The organism is Paraglaciecola algarum (assembly GCF_021532655.1).
Taxonomy (GTDB): domain Bacteria; phylum Pseudomonadota; class Gammaproteobacteria; order Enterobacterales; family Alteromonadaceae; genus Paraglaciecola; species Paraglaciecola algarum.
The window spans coordinates 43,445-68,823 of sequence record NZ_JAKGAS010000013.1 but is presented as its reverse complement, the minus strand read 5'-3'; the positions used below and the strand labels follow the sequence as shown (position 1 = coordinate 68,823).

Here is a 25,379-nt window from a genome sequence, read left to right as displayed (position 1 = left end):
GGCATAAATAATTTAAACGGATCAGGGAAATGTGATTTATGTACCATAGATTTATTTGGTTAAAAAGTATCATAAGAGTTTTAGTGTTTATGACGCTTACTGCTAGTCTAGGGTACTATTTTGGACATGTTGCTGCAGGGATTGTTGTCGGTGGCGTTATATTGCTTGCTTGGCAATATTGGCGATTGTATCGTTTAAATTATTGGCTATGGCACAGTAAAAAGATTTCCCCTCCGAGTACTCGCGGAGTGTGGGCCAATATATATGAAGGAATATATGCGGCTAAGGTAAATAATCGAAATAAACGCAAAGCCTTGGGCGAAATTATCCGTCGTTTTAGAGAAGGCACTGAGGCATTGCCTGATGCTGCATTGGTGATCGATCATTCCGCTAATATTACTTGGTGTAATCGTTTAGCCAGAATTGAGCTAGGTATACGTTGGCCTGAAGATGCCGGTTCAAACATAGACTTATGCATTCGTGACCCTGCATTTATTGAATTTTTGCAAGAGCAAAGATTTGAGTTGCCTATTGAAATTGAATCGCCTATTAATTCTTCCAAAGTATTAGAAATTAGAATTGTTCCTTATGCTGAAGATCAGTTGATGTTACTGATTCGAGATGTGACTAGAATTACCCAAATAGAAAATATGCGTAAAGATTTTGTGGCTAACGTATCCCACGAATTAAAAACGCCATTAACTGTGATTAATGGTTATTTAGAAATGATCCCCGAAGATGGCAATATGCCGCAAGCTATGATGCAAAAAGCCTTGTCTGAAATGCGCTCTCAATCTTTTAGAATGCAAAGTTTAATTGAAGATTTATTGGTGTTATCTCGCATCGAAGCCAGTGCCGAGAGGGCTTTTGAAAAATTAGTCAATGTGCCGCAAATGTTGTGGCAAATTCAGGCTGAAGCCGAAGCGTTAAATCGAGAAAAACAACATAAGATATTTTTTGATATTTCGCCAATTCTTTATGTTTATGGTATTGAAACAGAACTCAGAAGTGCTTTTTCTAACTTGATTTTTAATGCCATAAATTACACGCCAAATAAAGGTGTTATTCAGGTGACTTGGGGATTTGAAGGTCCACAAGCTAAGTTTAGCGTTAAAGATAACGGAGATGGCATTTCTGCAGAACATTTGGAGCGTTTAACTGAGCGCTTTTATCGGGTTGATAAAGCTAGATCTCGCACTACAGGCGGTTCTGGTTTAGGTTTATCTATCGTTAAACACGTCTTGTCCCACCATAATTCTAAGTTAGTTATTGAAAGTAAAGTGAACAAAGGGGCTGAATTTAGTTGTCGCTTTTCACCAGAATTGATTTCCTTAATAGAATCAGAAGAGCACGAAGCACAGGCAAGTTAAAGGCCAACTAACTCACCAATATTAAAAACAATATGTGGTGAGTTATTTAAAGTTATCTATTGATGTGCTTTTAAAGTATCCAGCATACTAGAAAGTTGCTTTCGCCAGTGCACAGTTTGTAACCCTGATACACTTTCCGCTGAAGATTTGTCTATCACTGAAAATGCAGGTCTTTTGGCTGGGGTCGGATACTGACTCGCTGGGATCGGTGAGATGGGTATTGATTTTTTTAACATACCTTTTTCTATAGCAAGTTCTTGAATCGCGATAGCAAAATCATACCAAGAAGCTACCCCAGCATCAGTCCAGTGATATAACCCACACACATGAGGTTGTTGAACTATTGCCCATAGCCATGCGGCTAATCCAGCTGCCCATGTAGGTGTGCCAACTTGGTCATACACTACGTTAAGACTGGGTTTTTCTGCCATTAATCTGAGCATGGTTTTGACAAAGTTATTACCATTTTCAGAATATACCCAAGCCGTTCTTACAATCACTGCATGGGGGAGTGTATCCATAACGGCTATATCACCCGCTAGTTTAGACGCACCATAAACACTAATAGGATGTGTTTGGTCGGTAGTTTGATAGGGAGTGTTTTTAGTCCCATCAAATACAAAATCAGTTGATACATGGAGTAAACGTATATTGTTACTTTTACAAATTAAGGCTAGTTCCTTGGCACCCGTTTCATTAACTGCGTAGGCTTGCTCTTGGTCTGTTTCTGCTTTGTCTACCGCGGTATAGGCCGCGGTATTAATCACAACATCAGGTTGATATTGCGCCACAACTTGTTGGATTAAGTGCTTATTGGTGATATCTAATTCTTTGCTATCCAGACCTATACATTCAATATCAGCTGGGACATTTTGTAGAAGCTCCCAGCCAAGTTGCCCTCCTTTGCCTGTGATTAATACTTTCATACCTTAGACTTCCTTAAGCAAACTTAGGCGCATCCACAAAAGATAACCCTTGAGCATCTTTAGCGGAAAGGTTGGGCTGTTTACCATTTACAAGTGGCCAGTCAATATTAAGTTGGGGATCATTCCAGCTGATGGATACTTCTGCTTGCGGGTGGTAATAATCTGTACATTTATACACAAATTCAGCGGTTTGGCTTGTGACATAAAAACCATGAGCAAATCCTGCTGGAACCCAAAGTTGTTTATGGTTTTGAGCTGATAGTTCAACACCCACCCATTGGCCAAAAGTAGATGATGATTCTCGTAAGTCTACCGCCACATCATAAACACTGCCTTGGGTGACACGGACTAACTTACCTTGGGTATGCTCAGTTTGGTAATGCAACCCTCGCAGAATACCACTAGCAGATTTACTGTGGTTGTCTTGAACTAATTCTTTAACACCTGTTTGCTCGGTAAAAAAATCTGCACGAAAGGTTTCCATAAAAAAACCACGCTCATCACCAAATACTTTGGGTTCAAAAATAAGTACATCATTTAATTTTGTTTTGGTTACCTGCACTTATTTATATCCTTTAGCCAGTTTTAATAAATATTGGCCATAGCCGGTTTTCTTAAGGTTATTGCCTTGCTCGATCAATTGCTCAGTTGTGATCCACTTTTGGTTATAGGCAATTTCTTCAAGGCAAGCGACTTTTAAACCTTGGCGATGTTCAACCGTTTGCACAAAATGGCCTGCTTCAAGTAGTGAGTCATGTGTACCTGTGTCAAGCCAAGCAAAACCTCGCCCTAACAAGGAAACATTGAGGTTGTTTTGTTGCATATACGCCACATTGATATCGGTAATTTCTAGCTCCCCTCGGTGCGAGGGTTTAATACCTTTAGCAATTTTAACCACACTGTTGTCATAAAAATATAATCCAGTCACAGCATAGTTAGATTTTGGTTGTTCTGGCTTTTCTTCAATGCTAACGGCTTTGCCGTCTTTATCAAAGTCTACTACACCAAATCTCTCGGGATCGTTGACATGATAACCAAAAACAGTAGCACCAGTTTCAACTTGAGTGGCTGCTTTTAATTTGTCAGAAAAGTGCTGACCATAAAAAATATTGTCGCCTAAGACTAAGCTTACATTGTCGTCACCAATAAACTCTTCACCTAAAATAAAAGCTTGTGCCAAACCATCTGGAGAAGGCTGAATGGTGTAACTAATATTTATTCCGTATGAACTACCGTCACCGAGTAACTTAACAAAGTTTGCTTGGTCTTCAGGTGTAGTAATAATCAATATGTCTTTAATCCCCGCTAGCATCAACACTGATAACGGATAATAAATCATAGGTTTATCATAAATGGGTAATAGCTGTTTTGACGTGCCTTGAGTGATAGGGTGTAAACGTGATCCAGAGCCGCCTGCTAATATAATACCTTTGTATTTTGCCATTTTAATTCCTTTACCAATTTTTTAATTAAGCGCCTAAGCGATCTAGTTTGTATGCGCCAGACATGACTCTTTGCCACCAATCTTGGTTACCTAAATACCACTCTACTGTTTTTCTGATCCCAGATTCGAACGATTCTTGTGGTGCCCAGTTGAGTTCTTGCTGAATTTTATCAGCATCAATTGCATAACGGGCATCATGGCCTGGACGGTCAGTCACAAAAGTAATTAAATCACGGTAACGAGCTACTCCGTCTGGTTTATTTGGAGCTAACTCATCTAATAGATCACAAATTGTTTCCACAACTTCTAGATTACGTTTTTCATTGTGGCCACCAATATTGTAAGTCTCGCCGACTTTTCCAGATTTAACCACAGTGACTAAAGCTCTTGCGTGATCTTCTACATACAACCAATCTCTAATTTGACTACCATCTCCATAAACCGGTAATGACTTTCCAGCCAGCGCATTTAAAATAATATGGGGAACTAGCTTTTCTGGAAAGTGATATGGCCCGTAGTTATTTGAGCAATTGGTGATAACGGTAGGTAATCCATAAGTGCGTTGCCATGCCCTAACTAAGTGATCAGAACTTGCCTTACTTGCTGAGTATGGCGAACTTGGAGCGTAAGGCGTTTGTTCAGTAAATAAGGGCAGTTCAGAACCTGCTGGTAATTCATTTGGGTGGGGTAAATCGCCATAGACTTCGTCTGTAGATATATGATGAAAAATAAAACTTTGCTTTTTAAGGTTATCTAAGCCAGACCAATATTCTCTAGTTGCTTCTAGTAAAGTATAAGTACCTACGACATTGGTTTGAATAAACTCACCAGGTCCATCGATTGAACGATCAACATGAGATTCTGCTGCCAAATGCATCACAGCATCGGGTTGATATTGGTTAAAAACACGCTTTAACTCGGATGCATCACAGATATCGACTTGTTCGAATATATAACGAGATGAATGCAATTCAGTAGGAATTGACTCTTGATTGCCAGCATACGTTAATTTATCTACATTTATTACAGTGTCTGCAGATGAGTTGAGAATATGTCTAACCATGGCACTACCAATGAAACCTGCACCGCCGGTAACCATTAACTTCATTTAAATATCCTTGTCGTAAAAAATGCCGGCAATTATGCCATGTTTTTACCCTCTATTTATAGCAATTATATTAGGCTCTAAAAATGAGGTGATCGGTGTAAGGCTTAAATAAAATTAGTTAAATATCTACTCACTATAGGTATAACGAAAAAAGCTTGCTATGGTCAGAAAAACATTACACCACGTATTGGGACATTAGCTAGTATTACGCTGATTAAAGGGAGTTAAACATGTCTTATGTAAATCTAACATTTATAGCAGGAATAGTGATTATGGCAATCGTTCAAGGGTGCACGCCTAATTCACCTAAACAATCTATATATTATCAACGAATTCAAGCGTTAGGTGATGAGACTCCTATCGCGCCAGTAAAAGAATATAAAACTCGGTATCATGGCATAACCTTAGTTGACAACTATCACTGGTTAAAAGACCAAGGTTACCCAGAAGTTGATGACCAAGCTGTGATTGCTTATTTAAAAGCGGAAAATCAATATTATGCAAATTTTATTGAACCTCATAAAAAACTAATCAATACATTGTTTGAGGAATTTAAAGGCCGAGAAAATGATCAAGACGCTTCGGTGCCTTGGCAAAAAAATGGATACGAATACCGTTGGTTTTATCGCGAAGGGGAAAACTATAAAACCTGGGTGCGCAAAAAGTTAGGTACTAAAACCGAAGAAGTGTTTTTAGATGAAACTAAACTTGCCCAAGGATATGAGTATTTTTCGATTGAAGAGTGGGACATCAGCCCAAATAATCAATACTTAGCATACACTCTAGATACAGACGGCAGTGAAAGAAGTGTCATCCGTATAGTTGATTTAAATTCGAATAAATTGTTGGATGATACAATTATAGATTCAGCTGGTGAAGTAACTTTTAGTCATGATAGCCAACATGTTATTTACACCCTGCTACAAAAAGACAAATGGCAAACCGTCAGCCTCAATACTCATAAAATTGGCACCCCATTGCAACAAGATACTGTTTTGGTCCGTGAAGAAGATGATAGTTATTTTCTGCGTTTTGATGTGACTAGTAATGGCAGATATTTGATTTCCAAATCAAGTGACCGAGTACAAGATGAAGTGTTTGCCTTTAACTTACATGATCTAAGCCAAGCGCCCATAAAACTAAGCGACAGAGCACAGAATAAATTACTTAAAGTGGTGGATCATGGTAACGGTCATTTTTATATTTTAACTAACGATACTCATGTAAATTTTCGCTTAGTTAAAACTCCAGAAAACTTACCCGAGCAAAAACATTGGCAAACATTAGTTACAGGCTCAGATGCTCGATACCTAACCGATATACAAGTGTTCCAAGAGTTTCTTGCGGTTAATCAATCTGTGGATGGATTGGAATCTGTGACTATATATCCAGAATTAGGTGAACCTTATGATGTTCAGTTACCTGAAAGTGTTGCAGCTGTTGGTTTAGGCAACAACCCAGAATTTTCGCAAACACATGTTCGAATCAACTATGAATCAATGATCACGCCAGACAGTGTCTATGATTATCAAATTTCAGAGCAGAAGTTAGCGTTAAGAAAAATCAAGTCCATACCATCAGGATACAACAAAAACGATTATCACACTGAGCGCATTATGGTACCTGCAAGGGATGGCGTTAAAGTGCCAGTGACGTTAGTGTACAAACAAGAATTTAAAAAAGATCAGAACCATCCTTTATACTTGTATGGGTATGGCGCATATGGTTTAGGTTTGTCACCCAGCTTTTCAAGTTTAAGGTTGAGTTTATTAGATCGAGGTTTTGTTTATGCCTATGCCCATGTGAGAGGGGGGGATGAATTGGGTTATAAATGGTATCTAGACGGCAAGTTAAATAAAAGAACCAATACCTTTAATGACTTTATAGACGTAGCTCAACATCTAATAGATAAAAAATATGTAGCTAAAGGAAATATTTCTATTGGAGGTCGCAGCGCAGGTGGTGAGTTGATGGGAGCGGCTGTGATCCAAGCGCCTGATTTATGGCGATCGGTAAATTTAGGCGTGCCTTTTGTTGATGTACTTAATACCATGTTAGATGCGACATTACCCTTAACCCCACCAGAGTGGCAAGAGTGGGGGAATCCGATTGAAGATAAATCTGTGTATCAATTCATTCAAAGTTATTCTCCTTATGACAATATTCAAGCAAGAGAATACCCACCTATGTTGGTGACTGGCGGCTTAAATGACCCTAGAGTGACCTATTGGGAGCCCGCCAAATGGACTGCTAAAATGCGCGCGACTAAAACCGATAATAATTTATTGGTTATGCGCATAAATATGGGGGCTGGGCATTTTGCCAACACAGGCAGGTATGGACGTTTAAAAGACTACGCGGAAGAATATGCATTTACTCTGTTAGCCCATGGCATTACAAAATAAACTGACAAGTGTTTAAAGCATGTTATAAAAAGCTGACAACCAATATTATTGGTTGTCAGCCATAACTAAGAATTAATTTTATTTACCCGCTAACTCCAATTCAATTTGTTCTATTGTTTTGTTTTTAGTTTCAGGGATCACTTTGTAAGCAAAAATTAACCCAATAAAACAGCAGACTAAATACACGCTAAATGTTGACACTGCGCCCATATTTTCTAACTGCCATGGGAAGAACAATGGCACAATAATGCCTCCAAACACACTGGCTACAAACCCACATAAAGGAATGGCTACGGCACGTACTTTAGTTGTGAACACTTCTGATAATAATATCCATACTACAGGGCCTAACGAGAAGTTATAGGCACATTGAAAACTAATAATACCTAATAACACCATTAAGCCATTAATTGTGGTTGCTGCGGTCATGATACTGCTTTCATAAGCCACAAGTTGTTCGCGACCGATTTTATTTTCAATGGCTTGTTTAAAATCTACGTCAGAACTAAATTCAGTGTTCAGCAAAGACTGAAGTAAGTTCACATCCATTGATTCTTTAAGTGTCACTAAAGATTCGGCAGTTAACATGTAAGTCGCGTTGAAAAAGCCTAACGCCACCACGGCTAAACTGATTATGGCCCAAGTTAAACCGCCAAGCAGTATAGGGCGACGGCCAAGCTTATCGATAAACACTAAGGCCAATACAGTGAAGAATAAGCCAATCCCACCCACCATTACGGTTTGACCAAATGCAGAGCTTTCGCTACCACCTAATTGAGCAAAGATAGTGGGCATGTAGGCTAATACTGCATTCATTCCTGTCATAGGCTGAATAATGGTAATGACTACGCCTATGATTAAGGCAATACGCATTTTAGAAGAGAACAATAATTTAAATTGTTGCGCTAAAGACAAAGTATGATGGTCAGTATCATTCAAACTGTGAACTATCTCATTGATTTCTTGATCTAATTTCTCAGGCTCGGTAATTTTAGCCAATGCCGCTTTGGCTTTTTCTTCTTTGCCATTTAAGGCTAACCAACGAGGACTTTCTGGGACAATAAATAATGCAGAAAACCATAACAAAGCTGGAATAATTTCGGCTCCTAACATCCAGCGCCAAGCGTTTTCAGCATTTAAACCTAAACTCAGGGTCCAAGCTGCTCCTTGTTCCGTGCCATTAATTATGTAGTAATTTAAGATTTGCGCGATAAAAATACCAATAACAATATTGAGCTGATTTAATCCAACCAACTTACCCCGAGATTTAGGAGGAGCAATTTCACCTATGTACATAGAAGCTAATGAAAGTGACGCAAATGCCAATCCACCTAAAAACCTGGCCCAGAATAAAAAAGTTGCACTAGGCGCATATGCTGAGCCAATTGCTGACAGGGTATAAAGTGCAGCGATAACTAAGGTAGTATTTTTACGACCAAATTTATCAGAAAAATAGCTAGTACAGATTAGGCCAACAAGGGCTCCCCAACCCGGGCCAGAAACAATAGATCCAACTTCTAAAGCGGTTAAACCAAATTCTGAGGTGATGGCTTTGATTGTGCCTGAAATTAGCACAATATCTAGGCCAAAAACAAAACCGCCGAAGGCGACAATTAACGAATATAAAAAAGCATTTCTAGTGGGTGACGACATAAGTGATTACTCAAAATTAGTTAACAATATTATTACATGATTAGAAATTGATATAAATGTTAATTGTTAAAAATATACATTTGTGTTGGTTGTTAGAATCAATTGTTGAAAAGATAAATCAATTTGTTAAAGGGACTGAATACGTATGTAGTGCTCTACTCGGTGCATCAAGCTGAGGGTATGATTTACTCAGTTAAACTTTGGGAATATCAGAAATATGTGTGGCCAAAAAAGATCAATTGATGCTAAAAAATCACTCTTGTTGTTTGTTTTAAGTTTAGGTTTATATGCCTGTACACCAAAACAAGAAAAGTTAGAAACAGCGGATGAGAAGCCCATGATGTTTGAACTCAAGTCAAGATTACCCACTGAACCACAAGGTAAACCTGTGGTGTACCAAGTCTTTACTCGGTTGTTTGGTAATAAAAACAGCACGAACAAACCTTGGGGCACAATTGAAGAAAATGGTGTGGGAAAATTTAGTGATTTCACCAATATTGCTTTACAAGGCATTAAAGAATTAGGCACAACACATATTTGGTACACAGGTGTTCCCCATCACGATGTGATCAGAGATTACACAGCGTATGGCATAAGTAATGATGATCCAGATGTGGTTAAAGGCCGAGCTGGTTCACCTTATGCGGTGAAAGATTATTATTCAGTCAATCCTGATTTAGCTGATGATCCAGCCAAGCGATTGGCTGAATTCGAAGCACTAATTGAGCGTACTCACAATAATGGTATGCAAGTGATTATCGATATTGTGCCTAACCATGTGGCGCGTAATTATCAGTCGTTAGCAAAACCCGAAGGAGTGAGTGACTTCGGAGAGCATGATGATACTAGTGTGGAGTATGCCAAAAATAACAACTTTTATTATGTGGTAGGTGAAGACTTTGCAGTACCTGATGCGTTAAATGTTTATCAGCCTCTTGGTGGCGAGCCTCATCCCTTAGCTGATAACAAATTTATCGAAAGGCCTGCCAAATGGACAGGTAATGGCTCTCGTAAAGCCAAACCTCACTTTAACGATTGGTATGAAACAGTCAAAGTTAATTATGGTGTGAAGCCAGATGGGAGTTATGATTTTGCGCAGCTACCTGAAGAATATATGCAGCTAGATGTGCAAGCACATGCCGCTTTTTGGGCTGATAAAAAAGTGCCTGATTCTTGGAAGAAATTTAGAGATATTACCCATTATTGGTTAGATAAAGGGGTAGACGGGTTTCGTTATGATATGGCTGAAATGGTGCCAGCCGAGTTTTGGAGTTACCTAAATTCATCAATCAAAATTAAAAATCCACAGGCGTTTTTATTGGCTGAAGTTTATAACCCAGATTTATATCGTCACTACATTCAACTTGGGAAAATGGACTATCTGTATGACAAGGTTGGATTTTACGATACCTTAAAAGCAGTGATGCAAGATAAAACATCAGCTACTCAGTTGCATGACATTCAGTCAGCCATTGCAGATATTGAGCAACATATGTTGCACTTTTTAGAAAATCACGATGAACAACGTATTGCGAGTGATGACTTTGCAGGTAAAGTGGGCGGGGCCGAAATGGGTAAACCCGCGCTTGTTGTGTCAGCCTTGATCAGCCGTTCTCCTACTCTTTTATATTTTGCTCAAGATGTTGGTGAAGATGGTAGTGAAGATATGGGTTTTGGTGATCCAACTCGTACCAGCATTTTTGATTATGCAGGTGTGCCAGCTCATCAAAGATGGATGAATGAAGGGAAGTTTGACGGTGGACAACTAACGCTTGGTGAAAAAGCACTGCGTGATTTTTACCTAAAAGTGATGAATATTTCAGCGTATCATCCGGCTATGTTAGGTGAATACGTACCAATTGAACTCACAAACCCAGATAAAACAATAGCCTTTATTCGTCATGCTGATGAACACACATTATTAGTGGTTAGTCATTTTTCAGTGGACAATTCTGTCACTATTTCTGTGCCATTGCCGGAAAATATTTTGCAAAATACCACTAATCAAGAAGGCCTCGAACTACTCACAGGTGATAAATATCCCTTGATTAAACAACAGAACTTAGGTTTCATTAAACTCAATTTAGCGCCTATGCAATCTGTTATTATTCAACTATGAAATATTCGTTTTATTCTGTTTTAACACTTTTTTATTTAGCTTGTTTTTTTAGTGCTTGCGGTGAGCAAACAAAACAAGCTACTGCCACTGATAACGTGCAGGTATTGCCTTATCAATTTGTGATACCTGATTTAGACAGGCAACGAACTGTGCGTATGTATTTACCACCAAGTTATGCCACGTCAACTAAATCCTACCCAGTTATTTATATGCATGATGGGCAAAATCTATTTGATGACTTAACCGCTTATGCTGGAGAGTGGGAGGTAGATGAATCACTCAATCAATTAGCGAAATCAGATGGTTTAGAGTTTATTGTGGTAGGGGTAGATAACGATGGTGAAGTTCGAATGAACGAATTTTCACCTTGGCCAAACGAACGCTTTGGTGAGGCGCAAGGTGAACAATACATGGACTTTATTGTGGAAGTGGTAAAACCCTATATCGATACCAACTTTCGGACTAAACCTGATCGCCTGCATACAGCCATTATGGGAAGTTCTATGGGGGGGGTAATTTCCCACTATGCGGTGCATGAATATCCACAAGTCTTTAGTAAAGCAGCTATGTTTTCGCCTTCTTATTGGTATTCGCAGGATGTATTCGCGTTTAGCAAATTTAAAAAAGCTAAACTTGATGCGCGTCTTTACGTGATGTTTGGCGATAAAGAAGGTGATGGCATGATAGCCGACACTGATACTATGCAAAGACAGCTAAAACAGCAGGGGCATCCTAGAAATAATACTTTGTTTAAACGAGTGGCGGGTGGTGAACATAATGAATTTTTATGGGGTGCTGAATATGCAGAAGCCGTTAAATGGTTATTCCAACAACAACCTGTTTTCTGACTTTGCTTTTCTATTTAGAACTATTAAGAAAAATTCTGAGCAATTTCATAAAAATTATTACCCAACAAATGGTTTGCGCTTAAAAAAAATAGACAGGTTTGTTCAAACCTGTCTATTTGTTACCTAACCTAGCGGTTATTCTTCGATTAATCTAGCACGTTTAATTTTTACATCGTTTCGTAGTTTTATGCCTAAAATAACCGATGATAAAACTAACGTAATCATGTTCGCTGCTATCATGGCGTTATCTTGTTTAACTAAGCCGTATACTAACCAACCCGCTACACCTAGTGTGAAAATACTGTACATAGCTAAAGATAAAGATTCTGTGTCTTTAGTTTTAATGACTTGTATTGCCTGAGGTATAAACGAACATGTGGTCAAAAAAGCTGATGTAAAACCTAATATTTCAATCGTTGTCATAATGTTCTCCTCTGTATAAATATTGGACGCAAGTTTACGGGGTTAGTTGCTATTTGATTATGGGGTAAGCTATCATTATTTTTATCCATTACTATCATTCTTGTTTTTAAAGGTAATAAAATTGTTAATCAGATTGATAAAATATGTCTAAAAATAGCCAGTGGCCCGACATTTTGGTGATAGGTCCTGAATGTGATGAAAGGTTTGTGGAGTGTGACAACACACCCGAGTTAAAGCGTTTAGCTTGTTCAATATCAGGCGCGTCAAACTTAGTGGGTAACTACACTGTAGCTCGCTCAAATCCTGAATGGCACGCCATTATTTACGTGATAGGTGGGGAGCTTGATTTAACCACAAACTATGGGCATCACACTGTGGGTAGTTGTAATTTAGTGACTTTACCTGCTGGTCAACCATTTATAATGGATCTTAAAGCTGATCACCTCGATATTGCTTGGTTTCATATCGAGCAAGGTCACCAATGGGATAAGTTAATTAAAGGACGAGCTGATGTGGAATTTTGTGAAGTGACGCAACAAGTTTACCATTCACTTAGTTTAATTTATTACGAACCGCAGCCGTTGTTACGTGAATCTGTATTTTCTCAATTAGAGAGTTATATCAATCATAGTTTAAGTCCAGCAGATGGTCGCTCACCCGAATCACAGCGTATTTGGCAATTACAACAAGAGCTGGAAAAGCGTCTGCATTATAATTGGACAGTAGAGTCGATGGCTGATATCGCCAATTATTCTAGTCCACATTTACATCGATTGTTTCAAAGAGAGTTTGGCCAAAGTCCAGTGCAGCATTTGATCCACTTAAGAATGGAGCGAGCCAAATATTTGTTAACCCACACTGATTGGACCTTAGAACAAATAGGTGAGCAAGTGGGTTATAGCGATGTGTTTAACTTTTCAAAACGTTTTAAAAAGTCTACTGGTATGGCACCTGGTAAGTACCGTAAAGTCAATGAACTGCGTGATGCGAAATAATCTACTGCCTGACGGGCAATAATATACAGTAAAATGCGCCTTAGGCGGCTGTGTTCTGAGTAAGCATCTATTAAAGATCTACTTCTCTTCATATATAGAATCATGAAGTTTAAATAGTCGTATAAAATGGTGCGTAACTGTCGTTATAGATAAGATCTGGACGAAGTTTAAAACTTGTATTCGTGGTACACGCGTTTTGAATTCTGTCGATTCGGAAAACTCTAGATGAGTTCCGTAGATGATCCCAAGCGATTATGTACCAAACAGGCCAACTCAGCATGATGTAGTGAGGTTCAATGATTCGTGATGTGTATTTCCCAGACTCAGCACGGTAGTTTATATCTAAGCAGCGCTGCCGAAAAAAAGATTCGGACATGTTTTCTGAGATCTTCTGTTTAGGCTCTGATAAATGGGGCTCAAAAGTAGCTTTTGTTTGCTTACTTATCAAAATGCGTTTACGAATATTACTAACTACCCCTCTTTGATTGTCTGGAAAGGCTTGAAATAATTTCTGCCTGATTGCTTTAATATTGCCAGTTAACAGGGGCAAGTTAAGTGATTCCATAATTGCCAGCGAAAGTAATAATTCAACTACCTCTTTATGACTTAATGTCAAGCGTTCAATACCCCATCGACCATGCAAACGAATGCCCCCTCCGCGCCCTCGGTCAGATTCAATTGGGTATCCTGCATCTTTTAGCTCAGCTAGTTCACGCATTAAGGTACGTTGACTCACCATTAAATGTTCTCGTAAATCAGAAGTTTTCCAATACTCCTCAGATCTAAGTAAACCAATGAGCTGGTTTCGTCTTTCAGTACGATTTTTAAAATTTGTTTTCATATTTTTTAATGTGCCATTAAGTGGCATATTTTTCCATACAATTACGCCATCAAATACATTGACGGTTTTTTAACTTTGAGCATATTTTTTAACTAGGAGTAACAAACTATGAAACACTATTACAATCCAATGAGCAGGGCGGTAACAACTGATTGGATGCTTAAAGAACTAGGTATTAAGCATGAACAAATCTCAATTGACTTAACCTCCAATAGCCCTGAATTACAGCAATTGCGCCAACTTAACCCTATGGGGAAATTACCAACTTTGGTAGATGGTGAACATGTTATTACAGAAGTGGCAGCAATTTGTGCATATCTTGCTGATAAGTATCCGGAAAAGCAGCTAGCACCAGAATTAAACTCTGCCCAAAGAGCTAGTTACTATCGTTATTTGTTTATTGCTGGAAATACTATTGAGCCAGTTTTTACTTTGGCTGCATTCGATATACAGCACCCTAATCCCGTCACCGCTGGTTGGGGTGACACGACTCGGGTAATGGCCACCATAGAAATAATCACGCCTAAAACAGGCTGGGCTTTAGGGGAAAAATTCACAGCCGCTGATGTTGTGTTTGGTGGGTTACTAGATTCATTAGTTCTCTTTGGAACACTTAAAGCTTCATCGAAAGTAGCAGCCTACATTGCACGTTTACGGCAAAGGCTTGCTTATATTTCTACTCATCAAGCTTTTATTGATATGACTATACAAAGTTAACCTCATACCTAGTAAGGGTAAATTGCCTTTTTTCAAAGGCAATGACTTTAATTATTCCTGTTTCAATTAAACATTAGTGCTATTTCTATTTTTCAACACGATTAAAGAATACATAGAATTTGCATCTAGTTAATACAGAAAAGTTGAGGATTAGGCTCGTAATAGCAGTAAATTAACCCACAATGCTAAGACACACATTATGCCTAACCAAAATACTATCATTCTGTGCAAAACATGATTGTAAGTTAAATGTACATAAGCATGAACGGCTCTAAAAGCGACAAATAACCATGCACTAACTAAGGCAAAATCACTTTCTATATTAAGACTTATGTACAAAGTACAAACCACATAAAATAAAACAGGCACTTCAAACTGATTATTAAAACTACGAGTGCTTTGAAGCAGATTTTCCGGAATGTCTTGTCCTTGCATTAATTTAAAATACCTAGCTTTGACATGGCCCTGTTTGACACTAGCGAAGCGGGTTCTTACAGCAATAAATCCCACAATAAAGGTAAGTAACACCATAAAAGACATTGGATACAGCAAGTTGAACTCCAGTAAATTTAGCTTTTCTCTTTGAAGCGTACATTTATACTGTATTTTGATTCGTATGTGAAAAATTTTATTTTTGCATTTAAGTTTATAGCGGGGAAATAACAAGTAATGTTTTAAATGATTGATTTATATAAAGGTGAAAGTTAACGTTGAGTCATTAATTTTTATAAGTAACAAGTATGAATTTAGACAAATCAACAAAACGTATCGCTAAACGGGTTAAAAAAGGCTTTCAAGGATACCCTCAAATTACCATCACATACTTAGGTGAGTCTGTTGATTCTGCTGAGTCTGTAAAGTGCGCTAATGAAGTGGTACTAGGTTTTATTCTAGAAGAAGGCGCACCGGTGCAAGAACAACGCTTTGCTAGCGAAGGTGACGCCAGGTTCGACGAAACCATTCAAACCACATTACTAAAAGTAATCGAGCGAACAGAGGCAAAAACTGTGGTAGAAGTAGCAGGTGTGGCGGTTAAAAAAGTCTAGCTTTCTTATGGGGGCTATGAGCGAGGAACTGACATTAGCAATAAAGCAAATATTCACTTTTGCTAATGTCATGACTAATTTTTAGGGCTGGCTAAAATACATATATAACACTAATGCCCACTTCAGCTTCATAATCACTTCGAGCAATGGGGCTGTCTCGCACTTCACTGCTATAGTATTCAAAAAGTGCTTCGCCATAGAGCTGCCAGCTTTCATTTATATTATGTCGATAGTTATAATCAAGACCAATCGAACGAATTCCTCCGCTAAGTTTTATCTCTTCTAAACCTGATGCGGCAGATTGTTCTTCATTCACTCCAAACCCTTTATTGGCATACTCGCTATCATGAACAACTACAACCAAGTTAACTTCTGAACCAGTACCATCGGTTTGCTCTCCAAAACGTTGTCCTATACCAAACAAACCTAAGTTACCCTCTTCTCCAGCAACTAATCGGCCTACTAGCCAGTAGCGCCAATCTGGAGTAAAAGAACGACGTGCTTGAAACACTAGTTCAAAACCCTCTTCTTGATCACCCAGCCCATCAAGTCTTCCATCATCTGAATCACCTTTTTCTCTGCCTTCATCAAACCCTACAACTGCATCTAAAAGCCACTCATCAGAAACAAGACTTCGCCACCCAAAAGCTTCTCCTGCAAAATAATAGATATGGTTATCATTGCGCCATTGCACTGCACCAGCAGGTTGAGCTTCAAAACCAAATTCGTCTGAACCTTCGTATGCTGACTCATATTCAACACCTAACCCAAGCCCAAACGCCCATCCATTTTCACCTTTTGTAAAATCATCAACTGAGGGTAATGGTACTAAAACATTTTTGTTATCTTGCGCAATAACAGTATTGATGGAAGACAGTAGTACCAAAGTGACCATAAGTCGAATTATTTTATTTTTCATGGAGTTACCTTGAATTAGCGAAAAAATATACTTATTGACTGTATTATACGAATGAGGTTAATAAAAGGTTCATATATTCTGAGGGATATGGTTATAACTTAGGGTAAGCAACAATCACAGATTCAATTTATCTTCCGCTTTTGGCACTTAGACGACTATCATTGAAATGATTTCTTAGACCAGAATTTTCGGAATTCTTGCCATTAGTAGAAGATATTATTAACCGCTGTTTGTTTATAACAGACGGTTCCGGCGCCGCCGATGCTTTTGATTTTATCGCGACTACAAATTCCCCGTAAAATTATTGGCTTGTCAGATGTCTAGACATGGACGTCTGGGCAAGGCAATCTTTTATAGCTGGGAGCGGCTTATTGCCGGTCTGACATCAAAGACAATGATTTTATGGATAAGGGATTTGTTAGAAGCGCGGCAATTTTTGTTTACTTTTTGCTGCTGTTGGTAAAAAGTAAATCGAGCCTCAGGGAAGAGGCTAGAAAACCCGCAATGGATTGCGATGAACGCAGTGAATGCCTTGTCGCGAAGCGATGCTTAATAAGCGCAGCGTATAAAGTACACGCAGCGCATAAGCTAAACGTTGCAAATTACAAAGCTAGTGATTTTTCTATATCGGCCACTAAGTCTTCATCATCTGGTTTAGTTGTCGATGCATATGAATCAACAACCTTGCCGTTTTTATCGACTAAGTATTTGTAAAAATTCCACTTAGGTGTAGTACCTGATTTTTTAGCTAACATTCTGTACAAGGGATCAACATCATCACCTCGAACCGCGATAGGTTCAAACATAGGGAATTTAACCCCGTATGTTAATTCGCATATTTCTCCGGTTTTTACTTCACTGTCATCTTCTTGATTAAAATCGTGAGACGGAAAGCCTAATACCACTAAGCCATCATCTTTATATTTTTGATACAAGGCTTCTAGTCCGGTGAATTGTTTAGTAAAGCCACAGTAACTGGCAGTATTCACAAACAAAACGGTTTTACCTTTATAGGCATCACACATGTTCACTACGTCTTGTGAGTTAAGTTTTCGTTTATTAAAGCTTAACAGGTCGGGGCAACTATTTGCATTAGCTAGCCCAGAGAAAACTGTTAATAGACTTAGAAGTGTGACTTGCTTAATTAATGATTTCATATTTAGCCTAATTAATTTCTGACAAAAGTGCTGGGATTGTAACAAGATTCCTCACACCATGTGCATGGTCTTCATTATAAATATTGCTTTCGCACCATTTTCCAACGGTTTCTATATTTACCTTAGCGATTTTCGGGCGCACGCTCCAAGTGACTTGAAATGGTGAGCCCGTTTCATTATAGCTAGGTCCAGTAGTTGAGCCTGCATACAATACAGGTCTGCCAGTATTGGTTGGAATATTAAGCGCTTGCTGATAGCCATTCTTTTCACCATTAGCCGTTAAATCTGCGAAATCTAGCGCATTTCTGTCGTTAACTAAAACGTAGACTTGTGTTTCTACCCTTAATTGTGGGTTTTTGATTGAGTCACTTAGACAAGCTCCTAAGGTAACACCTGGGGAGACTTGGGCTGTTGAATGCACATAATGTAATTCAATCGTATCACCTGACTGTAGAGCGCCATGTTTACTTGGACATACTTTGCTTTTAACGGGCATTTTTTCTGTAGCAGTTAATGTACCTGAATATACGTAGCCGGTTTGAAAACCCTTTCCGTCCCCATTACCTGCATATTTTGAAAATTCACCGCCAGCATGTTCAGCATTTTTGTGAAAATGTATATTACACAAATTCATATTTTTAGAACTTGGTGCGGTGCCGAATAAAACCTCATTGGTTCCAGCGGTTGAATCAATATTTCTTGGTGATTGAGGCCCAAAACCTTTGCCTTTGGTATTACTGACTAAATTTGCATTTTGCTCTGCAATCACCTTATCGGCGACGTGTGAGTGACTACTATTTTTGTGATGACCCGCTTCGGCAACTGAAATTAACCCTAGAGCAGTCAACGCTAATATAAGAGTATTTTTTTTCATTTTTTATTCTCGTAAGTTAGTGAATCAAATTTACAATATTGGACTCGATACGTTCTATGTAAGTTCTTGGTTTACAATGAGCTTAAATTTATTATAAAAAATGCTCCTAAAGGAGCATTTTTTAAACAAATTATCTTAATGTATTAATTTAGTTGTTTTCTTGAAATATATGCACATCTCTTTGTGGGAAAGGTATGGTTAAACCTTGTGCTTCGATAGCTGATTTTAAGGCCGGTCGAATATCAAAAAACATCGACCAATAATCATCGGTTTTCACGAAGGCTCGAACTAGAAAGTCTACCGAACTATTACCCAAGTCGACCACTGCGACTACATTGCCTTCGTCTTGTAATACACGAGCATCATTTTTAAGTACATCTTCCATTGCAGCTTTGCCTTTGGCAATGTCATCTGAGTAAGAAATACCAATTGACACTTCAACTGCACGCACTTCACTCTTGGTATAATTGGTGATATTGCCATTGGCTAGGGGCCCATTTGGCACAATTAAAATACGTTTGTCGAAGGTTTCGAAAGTGGTGACAAAAATACCGATATCTGTGACCGTACCTTCCATGCCTTGTGCGCCCACATAGTCACCGACTCTAATGGGGCGAAAAATCAGTAACATTACTCCACCGGCAAAGTTCGACAAACTGCCTTGTAATGCTAAACCAACGGCTAAACCAGCGGCACCAATTATGGCCACAAAAGAGGTGGTTTGAATGCCCACCATAGAAGCAACACTGATGACTAAGATAACTTTTAAGGTGACTTCGAAAATATTGGTTAAAAACTTAGCTAAAGTTTCGTCGGGCAAACCTTTTACTGTATAGGTTCTTACGCCGTCACTGATTTTTCCAATTATCCATAAGCCGATAATGAGTACCAGTAAAGCAGATATGAGCTGTGCGCCATATTCCGCGCCCATCACCAGTGCTTTATCATATAAAATTTGCATTTGTTCGTTGAGTGGTTCCATCATTTTTCCTTGTTTAATAACAGTTGTTAAATCTGAGTAAACTTAATTTTTTACAGTCGGTTATTGTCGACTTAATGGATACTTAATAAGTGTGAATATCCCAACAATTATTTACTGCAATTGGTATAACACTAAAGTTTAAGGGAGCTTAACCCTTTTTCCAATAAGCTTTTAACTTGTTGGCCTTGTTCGGTATTTAAGTAGTTATAAACACTCTGGATCACTTTGTTTATCATGTCAGCGTCTAGGCCATGTGATTCGAATTGTTTTTGTAAGTTGGCTACTGAGTTTAATGAATCACTGTATTGGGCTGCTTTTCCTAATAATCCACCTAAATTATTTTTATTATCACCATCTGTACCACTAATGGCGGGTACTGCACTTAATAATGAGTCAAGACCTGGTAGCGACTTTGTTAACGCAGATACTTGTTCTTTGCTGATGTTGTTTTTAGCATATTCAAAAATAGAACCTAAGCTGCCTGTGGCTTGTGATTTTGTCATGCCTAAAGAGTCAGCCACTGAGCCAACCATGTCAGTAACGTTTAAGCTGTTAGTTTTGCTATTGCTTTTTCCAAACATATCTTTAGCCGAATTTACGATGTCGTTGGCAATACTTATGTTTGAGAAAGTTAATGTAGTTAATAATAAAATTAGGTGAGAGATTTTCATTGGATATCCTTATTAGAGATTAAGGGGCGGATTGTAATCACATTTGGTGATAAATATAGTAGCCATTAGTTTAATATCATTCATCTGCAATACATGCAGTTGAAAAGATGATCTCTAATTAGATATGTTTATGAACTGGTTTCTTGAATGGAAAAAGAGCGTAACAGTAAATACTGTTACGCAGACTCAGGTTAAATATTACCTCTTACATTTTGTTTAACAGCTTCAAAATAAAAGGTTTTAAGTTGTTCATGCAACTCGGTCGGTAATGGTGCTAAATTTGATGCACTTGTATTTAAAGCTATTTGTGTTGGTTTACTCACACCAGCAATAACCGAACTGATAGCGGGCTGGTCTAATATCCAGCGTAGTGCTAATTGAGCCATGGTTATATTTTTAGGTAAAAAACCTTCAAGTTCTTTTACTAATTCGATTCCCTTGTTCATAGGAATACCTGAAAAGGTTTCTCCTACGCTAAAGGCTGCACCATCTTTGTTGTAGTTTCTATGGTCGGTGTCATCAAATTTTTGATCGACTTTATATTTGCCAGACAACAAACCACTAGCCAATGGCAGCCTGACAATCACCCCTACATTATTTTCTGCGGCTTTAGGAAGGAGTTCACTGATGGCATCTTGTCTAAAAATGTTAAAGATGATTTGTAAACTGGCTAATTCAGGATCTTGCATACATAACAAACCTTCTTCAATGGTTTCTACGCTGGCGCCATAATGTTTAATTAACCCTTGTTTTTTGAAGTCTTGTAGCCAAGTGAAAATTTCACCGTCTTTTAATACTTCAGGTGGAATGCAATGCAGCTGGATCAAATCAATACAATCTACATCTAAACTTTTTGCATTGGTTTGAATCGCAGATTTAACCGACTCTTTTGTGTATTTATCTGGAAATAATTCGCCTGTGCGGCCTACTTTAGTGGCGACTACTAAATTTTTTGCATCAGAATGTTGCTTTCGCCATTTAGCAATAATCTGCTCACTTCTACCTGCTCCATATACATCTGCGGTATCCCAAAAATTAATTTGGTTTTCGTGTGCTTGTGACAATATTTGTTGGGCTTGGTCATCACTAACAGGCCCAAAGTCACCACCTAGTTGCCAACAACCTAATCCTATTTCAGATACCTTAAAACCTGTTTTACCTAAAGTGCGTAAATTCATTGTGTATTCCTATTTTAGTTTTTATTTTGTTGTGTCATTTTTGCCAGCATAATATTTCGATAGGTATCTACCCAATACTTGTGTTCATTAAGCTGTAAGTAATCTAAAAATTTAGCATGTTCTGAGCTTGAAGTAACAAGATGATCCCCACCAATACCATGAAATAATATATTCACTAATTTGATATTTTTTGGTTGCTTTTCTATGAACTCAATGATTTGAGCTGCACTAATATTACTAGGTGCAATTAAGCTTGAAAAATCATCACCTTCCAAACCTTTAATCGCCAAAAACTGATTTTTGACGGCGGTCACATAATTACCATCTTTAGCTTTCTGATCAAAACAAGGTGGGGTAAGTGTATGTATCTGTTGTCCATCTACCGCGGTTAACAAAGTATTGGCAACTGTGACTTCGTTGACCATATCGTTAACGGTTTTATCGTCTAAGGCATTGAAGGGATCAACCCAATCACGCCCTGGCTTTGAACGGTCACAAGCATGAAATAAAGTATGGTTGCCTAATTCATGGCCTTGTCTAGCCAGCTGTTTCCACTCTTCGATTCTATTTTTAAAGGCTTGAGATAAAGGCACCACATAAAATGAGGCTTTCAATCCCCGTTTATTTAGAGCGGGCAGGGCGTTGTCTAATTGACTATCAAGGGCATCGTCATAAGACAAACTAATGGCCACTTTGTTACCAGTAGGCCATGTATTTTTAGCAAGTGCAGGGCTAGTTATGCTAGCAAAAACAACTAATGCCATAAGTAAAAAAAGTGTTGAAGCGTGAATTGAGCGGAGCATCTTCTTTCTTAATTGAGAAACATTATGCTTAGTGTGCCGCAAATAGTTATACCAATCCACCTTGATATGTGAACACTCAGAGTGCATCCAGCGGTTTTTGATTGAGGCGTCGCTATGCAGTAATGGTTGATCCCTTTCAAATAGTGAGAACAAAAAGCAAAACCCGCTGGGGCACTCCTTGCAGGCGAGTTTTAAAAGAGCTTACACTGCGTTCCATGACTTTGAAATAGCACCACTATTCCTTCAATCATGCGCCTTGTTTAAGCCCTTTTAAACTCTCGCTGAGTGACTACATATTAAGACGGAATGGTATTAATTAGCAAAAGTGCTTATTTTTACATCTGGCTTATTGAATTACGTGCTGGATTTTAATGATTTTGAAAGGCTTAACTCTCTAAAGTTAAGCCTTTTTCTAGCCAATCTGTGGTACCACCTTGGATTGACACAACATTAGTCAAGCCCATATCCATCAGAGACTTAGCCGCTAAGGCTGATCGGCCTCCGGTTCTGCAATACAGGGCTATGGATTGCGCTTGTAACCATTTTTGCGCAGCGATTGGATCTTTGTTTGGTGATAAGCCCGTTATTTTAGCTTCTAATAAACCTCTAGGAATATGTACGGCATTGGCTATTTTGCCTGCTGCAACTTCTTCGGTTTCTCTTACATCAATCAACAAAGAGTAGTTATTAGGCGTTTGATTAAATGTATCAATATCAATTTCGTTGATTTGCTGTTGAACAGATTTTACATATGCTGGATATGACAACATAGTGCTCTCCTAAATAAATGTATTAATTGATTGGGTCATTAGACTAAGGGCAACCAAGAGTAAAAGAATTGAAAATGAACGTTTGAGTATCGTTTGGTCAAGAAAGTGAGATATTTTTTGACCTAACAATACTGCCAGAGCACCCACACCAGCCATGATTAAAATAACCATCCAATCTAGATCCAAGGCATTACCTGAAACACGCAGACTGAAAAATGCGACCGCGCCATTTAATGCGATTAACACTAAACTATTGGCAGTGGCTTGTTGCATAGTCAGCCCAGCGTAAAGTACTAAAGCTGGCACAATTAAAAAACCGCCACCCACGCCAACCAGTCCAGTAATAAATCCTGTGATTGAGGCCGCTACAACTAACTGTTTAACACTGAGTATTTTTGCCCCTTGAATACTAGAAGGGTGGAATAGCTTTTTGGCTGCGAATAACATGATACTTGCCAAAATGATTGTTTGTAGGCCATTGGGTAACCAAGCGCCCACCTGAGCACCGATTGATGCAGCGGGTAAACTTAATAAGGCAAACCACAATAATACCTTTTTAACTAGAAGCTTTTGTTTAAAAGCGCTTAATGCACCTGTTAATGCTATAAGAGAAACGATCAGCAAGGAGCTGGTTATGGCCGTTTTTTCGTCCATATCCAGTAACAGTATTAGAGCGGGGACAGTGAGGATTGAGCCTCCAGCACCTAATAACCCCAAACTAATACCCACCACTAGGGCTGATATAATCAACATTAACAACATAAGCTTGCTTTCCAGCGTTGGTTTATTGTATATTTGCGATATACGATATATTAAATTAAATTATATTTCCAGAGGTATTTAACATGGCGGTTTCGGTTAATGCGTTTTTTCACCAAGGTACTGGCACGGCAAGTTACGTGGTGGTTGACTCATCACAAACTTATGCTGTGGTAATTGATAGCGTGCTAGATTTAGATATGGGGTCAGGGCGAGTATCTAGCACAATTGCCGATCAGCAGTTGGCGTTTATTCAAAAACATAAGCTTGAATTGGTCTGGATATTGGAAACCCATGCCCATGCTGATCACTTAACAGCGGCGCACTATTTAAAACAACAAACTCAAGCGCCAGTTGCCATCGGTGAGGGCATATTACAAGTGCAAAGACACTTCAGTAGCTTATTTAGCAAACACCCAGCTTTGGCTGATGAGGCGAGCGGGTTTGATCATTTAGTCAAAGACCAAGAGGTTTTAACTTTTGGAGATAGCGAAATCCAAGTGTTATCTACTCCTGGTCACACAGACGACAGTGTGAGTTATTTAATCGATAATAACCTGTTTGTTGGCGATACCTTATTTATGCCTGATGGTGGCACGGCGCGGTGCGATTTTCCTGGTGGAGATGCAGCAAAGCTTTGGGCGAGTATTGAAAAAATACATAAGCTTACCGATGACACAATCATTTGGGTATGTCACGACTACCAACCGGATGGCCGTGAAGTACAAATACAAACTACAGTTGCCCAAAGTAAGGCGCATAATATTCATATTAATCAAGATACTAAAAAGCAAGACTATATCTCTATGCGCAATAAACGGGATGCAGGATTAGCCGCACCTAAGTTGTTGTACCCTTCTTTACAGGTCAATTTGTGGGGTGGATTATTACCTGAGCCTAAAACGAATGGTAAACGTTATATTTGTACCCCAATAACCGAAAATTATGGAGAAAAATCATGAACAACCTTTATGTAGAAGCCTTTGTTGGTGGCATGTTAATTGGCCTAGGAGCAATTTTATTGATGTTATTAAATGGCCGAATAGCTGGGATATCGGGCATTGTAAATGGCGCACTAAGTGGGTTTTCAGTACAAACGTTTTGGCGTTGGGCGTTTATTTTAGGTTTAGTGGTGGCACCTTTTGTTGCTTCAATTACAGGATTTACATTACCAACTAGTTTACCTGTAGATACAGCGACTTTAGTGATTGCAGGGTTAATTGTCGGTGTGGGCACTCAAATTGGTTCAGGTTGCACTAGTGGCCACGGTATATGCGGCATTGGGCGATTATCAAAACGTTCGATTGTGGCCACTATGATCTTTATGGGTTCTGCCATTACCACTGTAGCTATCACTAACCTTTTCTAGGA

26 protein-coding genes are annotated in these 25,379 nt (G+C 38.7%); 9 read left to right on the top strand and 17 right to left on the bottom strand.

Annotated features, from left to right (window positions below; all coding sequences use genetic code 11):
- The first annotated feature begins 38 nt into the window (after window positions 1-38).
- The gene (gene phoR / locus L0668_RS18055) at window positions 39-1,370 is read left to right on the top strand and encodes a phosphate regulon sensor histidine kinase PhoR (protein WP_235314130.1); all 1,332 of its coding nucleotides are present in this window, start codon (window positions 39-41) and stop codon (window positions 1,368-1,370) included.
- Between the two features lie 56 nt (window positions 1,371-1,426).
- Here the strand turns inward: phoR and rfbD are convergent, their stop codons facing one another.
- The 4 genes from rfbD to rfbB are packed head-to-tail and all read right to left on the bottom strand — an operon-like array spanning window position 1,427 to window position 4,848.
- On the bottom strand, window positions 1,427-2,296 hold the full coding sequence (rfbD, locus tag L0668_RS18050; protein WP_235314129.1) for a dTDP-4-dehydrorhamnose reductase: 870 nt from the start codon (window positions 2,294-2,296) through the stop codon (window positions 1,427-1,429).
- Window positions 2,297-2,309: 13 nt separating this feature from the next.
- Entirely contained in the window at window positions 2,310-2,858 is a 549-nt protein-coding gene (rfbC, locus tag L0668_RS18045; protein ID WP_235314128.1) for a dTDP-4-dehydrorhamnose 3,5-epimerase, read from the bottom strand.
- Window positions 2,859-3,740, bottom strand: a complete 882-nt coding sequence (gene rfbA, locus L0668_RS18040; protein WP_235314127.1) for a glucose-1-phosphate thymidylyltransferase RfbA — start codon at window positions 3,738-3,740, stop codon at window positions 2,859-2,861.
- 25 nt (window positions 3,741-3,765) lie between these two features.
- Window positions 3,766-4,848 carry a dTDP-glucose 4,6-dehydratase gene (gene rfbB / locus L0668_RS18035; protein WP_235314126.1) on the bottom strand — a complete coding sequence of 361 codons (1,083 nt, stop codon included), beginning with the start codon at window positions 4,846-4,848 and terminating at the stop codon, window positions 3,766-3,768.
- Between the two features lie 230 nt (window positions 4,849-5,078).
- On the opposite strand from rfbB, the gene L0668_RS18030 reads away from it, so the two are divergent.
- A complete protein-coding gene (locus L0668_RS18030) occupies window positions 5,079-7,253 on the top strand; it encodes a S9 family peptidase (protein WP_235314125.1) in 2,175 nt (724 codons plus the stop codon).
- Window positions 7,254-7,331: 78 nt separating this feature from the next.
- Here the strand turns inward: L0668_RS18030 and L0668_RS18025 are convergent, their stop codons facing one another.
- The gene (locus L0668_RS18025; protein WP_235314124.1) at window positions 7,332-8,906 is read right to left on the bottom strand and encodes an MFS transporter; all 1,575 of its coding nucleotides are present in this window, start codon (window positions 8,904-8,906) and stop codon (window positions 7,332-7,334) included.
- Between the two features lie 337 nt (window positions 8,907-9,243).
- On the opposite strand from L0668_RS18025, the gene L0668_RS18020 reads away from it, so the two are divergent.
- Both L0668_RS18020 and L0668_RS18015 read left to right on the top strand, forming a co-directional pair.
- A complete protein-coding gene (locus L0668_RS18020) occupies window positions 9,244-11,025 on the top strand; it encodes an alpha-amylase family glycosyl hydrolase (RefSeq protein WP_370659915.1) in 1,782 nt (593 codons plus the stop codon).
- Window positions 11,022-11,873 (top strand): alpha/beta hydrolase, encoded by an 852-nt coding sequence (locus L0668_RS18015; protein ID WP_235314122.1) that lies wholly within the window; start codon window positions 11,022-11,024, stop codon window positions 11,871-11,873. Before L0668_RS18020 ends, L0668_RS18015 begins: the two co-directional genes overlap by 4 nt.
- A gap of 135 nt (window positions 11,874-12,008) precedes the next feature.
- On the opposite strand, the gene L0668_RS18010 is transcribed toward L0668_RS18015, so the two are convergent.
- Window positions 12,009-12,296: a SemiSWEET transporter gene (locus L0668_RS18010; protein ID WP_235314121.1), complete on the bottom strand. Its 288-nt coding sequence runs from the start codon at window positions 12,294-12,296 to the stop codon at window positions 12,009-12,011.
- A 143-nt stretch (window positions 12,297-12,439) separates the two neighbouring features.
- Between L0668_RS18010 and L0668_RS18005 the strand changes: the two genes are divergently transcribed.
- A complete protein-coding gene (locus tag L0668_RS18005) occupies window positions 12,440-13,291 on the top strand; it encodes a helix-turn-helix transcriptional regulator (protein WP_235314120.1) in 852 nt (283 codons plus the stop codon).
- Between the two features lie 109 nt (window positions 13,292-13,400).
- Here the strand turns inward: L0668_RS18005 and L0668_RS18000 are convergent, their stop codons facing one another.
- The gene (locus L0668_RS18000; protein WP_235314119.1) at window positions 13,401-14,132 is read right to left on the bottom strand and encodes a helix-turn-helix transcriptional regulator; all 732 of its coding nucleotides are present in this window, start codon (window positions 14,130-14,132) and stop codon (window positions 13,401-13,403) included.
- A gap of 108 nt (window positions 14,133-14,240) precedes the next feature.
- On the opposite strand from L0668_RS18000, the gene L0668_RS17995 reads away from it, so the two are divergent.
- A complete protein-coding gene (locus L0668_RS17995) occupies window positions 14,241-14,849 on the top strand; it encodes a glutathione S-transferase family protein (protein WP_235314118.1) in 609 nt (202 codons plus the stop codon).
- A 150-nt stretch (window positions 14,850-14,999) separates the two neighbouring features.
- Here L0668_RS17995 and L0668_RS17990 read toward each other — a convergent pair whose 3' ends face one another.
- Window positions 15,000-15,401 (bottom strand): MAPEG family protein, encoded by a 402-nt coding sequence (locus tag L0668_RS17990; protein WP_235314117.1) that lies wholly within the window; start codon window positions 15,399-15,401, stop codon window positions 15,000-15,002.
- A 188-nt stretch (window positions 15,402-15,589) separates the two neighbouring features.
- Between L0668_RS17990 and L0668_RS17985 the strand changes: the two genes are divergently transcribed.
- Window positions 15,590-15,895, top strand: coding sequence for a hypothetical protein (locus tag L0668_RS17985; RefSeq protein ID WP_235314116.1), 306 nt, complete (start codon window positions 15,590-15,592; stop codon window positions 15,893-15,895).
- 91 nt (window positions 15,896-15,986) lie between these two features.
- Here the strand turns inward: L0668_RS17985 and L0668_RS17980 are convergent, their stop codons facing one another.
- The 9 genes from L0668_RS17980 to L0668_RS17940 form a co-directional block, all read right to left on the bottom strand.
- Window positions 15,987-16,814 (bottom strand): MipA/OmpV family protein, encoded by an 828-nt coding sequence (locus L0668_RS17980; RefSeq protein WP_235314115.1) that lies wholly within the window; start codon window positions 16,812-16,814, stop codon window positions 15,987-15,989.
- A 602-nt stretch (window positions 16,815-17,416) separates the two neighbouring features.
- The gene (locus tag L0668_RS17975) at window positions 17,417-17,971 is read right to left on the bottom strand and encodes a glutathione peroxidase (protein WP_235314114.1); all 555 of its coding nucleotides are present in this window, start codon (window positions 17,969-17,971) and stop codon (window positions 17,417-17,419) included.
- Window positions 17,972-17,978: 7 nt separating this feature from the next.
- The gene (locus L0668_RS17970; RefSeq protein WP_235314113.1) at window positions 17,979-18,845 is read right to left on the bottom strand and encodes a delta-class carbonic anhydrase; all 867 of its coding nucleotides are present in this window, start codon (window positions 18,843-18,845) and stop codon (window positions 17,979-17,981) included.
- A 148-nt stretch (window positions 18,846-18,993) separates the two neighbouring features.
- Window positions 18,994-19,827 (bottom strand): mechanosensitive ion channel family protein, encoded by an 834-nt coding sequence (locus tag L0668_RS17965; RefSeq protein ID WP_235314112.1) that lies wholly within the window; start codon window positions 19,825-19,827, stop codon window positions 18,994-18,996.
- Window positions 19,828-19,958: 131 nt separating this feature from the next.
- A complete protein-coding gene (locus tag L0668_RS17960; protein ID WP_235314111.1) occupies window positions 19,959-20,498 on the bottom strand; it encodes a DUF2780 domain-containing protein in 540 nt (179 codons plus the stop codon).
- Between the two features lie 191 nt (window positions 20,499-20,689).
- Window positions 20,690-21,676, bottom strand: a complete 987-nt coding sequence (locus L0668_RS17955; protein ID WP_235314110.1) for an aldo/keto reductase — start codon at window positions 21,674-21,676, stop codon at window positions 20,690-20,692.
- A 14-nt stretch (window positions 21,677-21,690) separates the two neighbouring features.
- Window positions 21,691-22,479: a polysaccharide deacetylase family protein gene (locus tag L0668_RS17950; RefSeq protein WP_235314109.1), complete on the bottom strand. Its 789-nt coding sequence runs from the start codon at window positions 22,477-22,479 to the stop codon at window positions 21,691-21,693.
- Between the two features lie 386 nt (window positions 22,480-22,865).
- Window positions 22,866-23,249, bottom strand: coding sequence for a rhodanese-like domain-containing protein (locus L0668_RS17945; protein WP_235314108.1), 384 nt, complete (start codon window positions 23,247-23,249; stop codon window positions 22,866-22,868).
- A 9-nt stretch (window positions 23,250-23,258) separates the two neighbouring features.
- Entirely contained in the window at window positions 23,259-24,011 is a 753-nt protein-coding gene (locus L0668_RS17940; protein WP_235314107.1) for a sulfite exporter TauE/SafE family protein, read from the bottom strand.
- Window positions 24,012-24,094: 83 nt separating this feature from the next.
- Between L0668_RS17940 and L0668_RS17935 the strand changes: the two genes are divergently transcribed.
- The gene (locus L0668_RS17935; protein WP_235314106.1) at window positions 24,095-24,970 is read left to right on the top strand and encodes an MBL fold metallo-hydrolase; all 876 of its coding nucleotides are present in this window, start codon (window positions 24,095-24,097) and stop codon (window positions 24,968-24,970) included.
- Complete coding sequence (locus L0668_RS17930; RefSeq protein WP_235314105.1) at window positions 24,967-25,377, top strand: YeeE/YedE family protein; 411 nt, start codon at window positions 24,967-24,969, stop codon at window positions 25,375-25,377. Before L0668_RS17935 ends, L0668_RS17930 begins: the two co-directional genes overlap by 4 nt.
- Window positions 25,378-25,379 lie beyond the last annotated feature (2 nt).

Excerpts from the sequence above, each read along its gene's own strand:
- phoR (WP_235314130.1), top strand. The coding sequence starts at position 39 with ATGTACCATAGATTTATTTGGTTAAAAAGTATCATAAGAGTTTTAGTG.
- rfbD (WP_235314129.1), bottom strand. The coding sequence starts at position 2,296 with ATGAAAGTATTAATCACAGGCAAAGGAGGGCAACTTGGCTGGGAGCTT.
- rfbA (WP_235314127.1), bottom strand. The coding sequence starts at position 3,740 with ATGGCAAAATACAAAGGTATTATATTAGCAGGCGGCTCTGGATCACGT.
- rfbB (WP_235314126.1), bottom strand. The coding sequence starts at position 4,848 with ATGAAGTTAATGGTTACCGGCGGTGCAGGTTTCATTGGTAGTGCCATG.
- L0668_RS18030 (WP_235314125.1), top strand. The coding sequence starts at position 5,079 with ATGTCTTATGTAAATCTAACATTTATAGCAGGAATAGTGATTATGGCA.
- L0668_RS18025 (WP_235314124.1), bottom strand. The coding sequence starts at position 8,906 with ATGTCGTCACCCACTAGAAATGCTTTTTTATATTCGTTAATTGTCGCC.
- L0668_RS18020 (WP_370659915.1), top strand. The coding sequence starts at position 9,244 with ATGATGTTTGAACTCAAGTCAAGATTACCCACTGAACCACAAGGTAAA.
- L0668_RS18015 (WP_235314122.1), top strand. The coding sequence starts at position 11,022 with ATGAAATATTCGTTTTATTCTGTTTTAACACTTTTTTATTTAGCTTGT.
- L0668_RS18010 (WP_235314121.1), bottom strand. The coding sequence starts at position 12,296 with ATGACAACGATTGAAATATTAGGTTTTACATCAGCTTTTTTGACCACA.
- L0668_RS18005 (WP_235314120.1), top strand. The coding sequence starts at position 12,440 with ATGTCTAAAAATAGCCAGTGGCCCGACATTTTGGTGATAGGTCCTGAA.
- L0668_RS18000 (WP_235314119.1), bottom strand. The coding sequence starts at position 14,132 with ATGAAAACAAATTTTAAAAATCGTACTGAAAGACGAAACCAGCTCATT.
- L0668_RS17995 (WP_235314118.1), top strand. The coding sequence starts at position 14,241 with ATGAAACACTATTACAATCCAATGAGCAGGGCGGTAACAACTGATTGG.
- L0668_RS17985 (WP_235314116.1), top strand. The coding sequence starts at position 15,590 with ATGAATTTAGACAAATCAACAAAACGTATCGCTAAACGGGTTAAAAAA.
- L0668_RS17980 (WP_235314115.1), bottom strand. The coding sequence starts at position 16,814 with ATGAAAAATAAAATAATTCGACTTATGGTCACTTTGGTACTACTGTCT.
- L0668_RS17975 (WP_235314114.1), bottom strand. The coding sequence starts at position 17,971 with ATGAAATCATTAATTAAGCAAGTCACACTTCTAAGTCTATTAACAGTT.
- L0668_RS17970 (WP_235314113.1), bottom strand. The coding sequence starts at position 18,845 with ATGAAAAAAAATACTCTTATATTAGCGTTGACTGCTCTAGGGTTAATT.
- L0668_RS17965 (WP_235314112.1), bottom strand. The coding sequence starts at position 19,827 with ATGGAACCACTCAACGAACAAATGCAAATTTTATATGATAAAGCACTG.
- L0668_RS17960 (WP_235314111.1), bottom strand. The coding sequence starts at position 20,498 with ATGAAAATCTCTCACCTAATTTTATTATTAACTACATTAACTTTCTCA.
- L0668_RS17955 (WP_235314110.1), bottom strand. The coding sequence starts at position 21,676 with ATGAATTTACGCACTTTAGGTAAAACAGGTTTTAAGGTATCTGAAATA.
- L0668_RS17950 (WP_235314109.1), bottom strand. The coding sequence starts at position 22,479 with ATGCTCCGCTCAATTCACGCTTCAACACTTTTTTTACTTATGGCATTA.
- L0668_RS17945 (WP_235314108.1), bottom strand. The coding sequence starts at position 23,249 with ATGTTGTCATATCCAGCATATGTAAAATCTGTTCAACAGCAAATCAAC.
- L0668_RS17940 (WP_235314107.1), bottom strand. The coding sequence starts at position 24,011 with ATGTTGTTAATGTTGATTATATCAGCCCTAGTGGTGGGTATTAGTTTG.
- L0668_RS17935 (WP_235314106.1), top strand. The coding sequence starts at position 24,095 with ATGGCGGTTTCGGTTAATGCGTTTTTTCACCAAGGTACTGGCACGGCA.
- L0668_RS17930 (WP_235314105.1), top strand. The coding sequence starts at position 24,967 with ATGAACAACCTTTATGTAGAAGCCTTTGTTGGTGGCATGTTAATTGGC.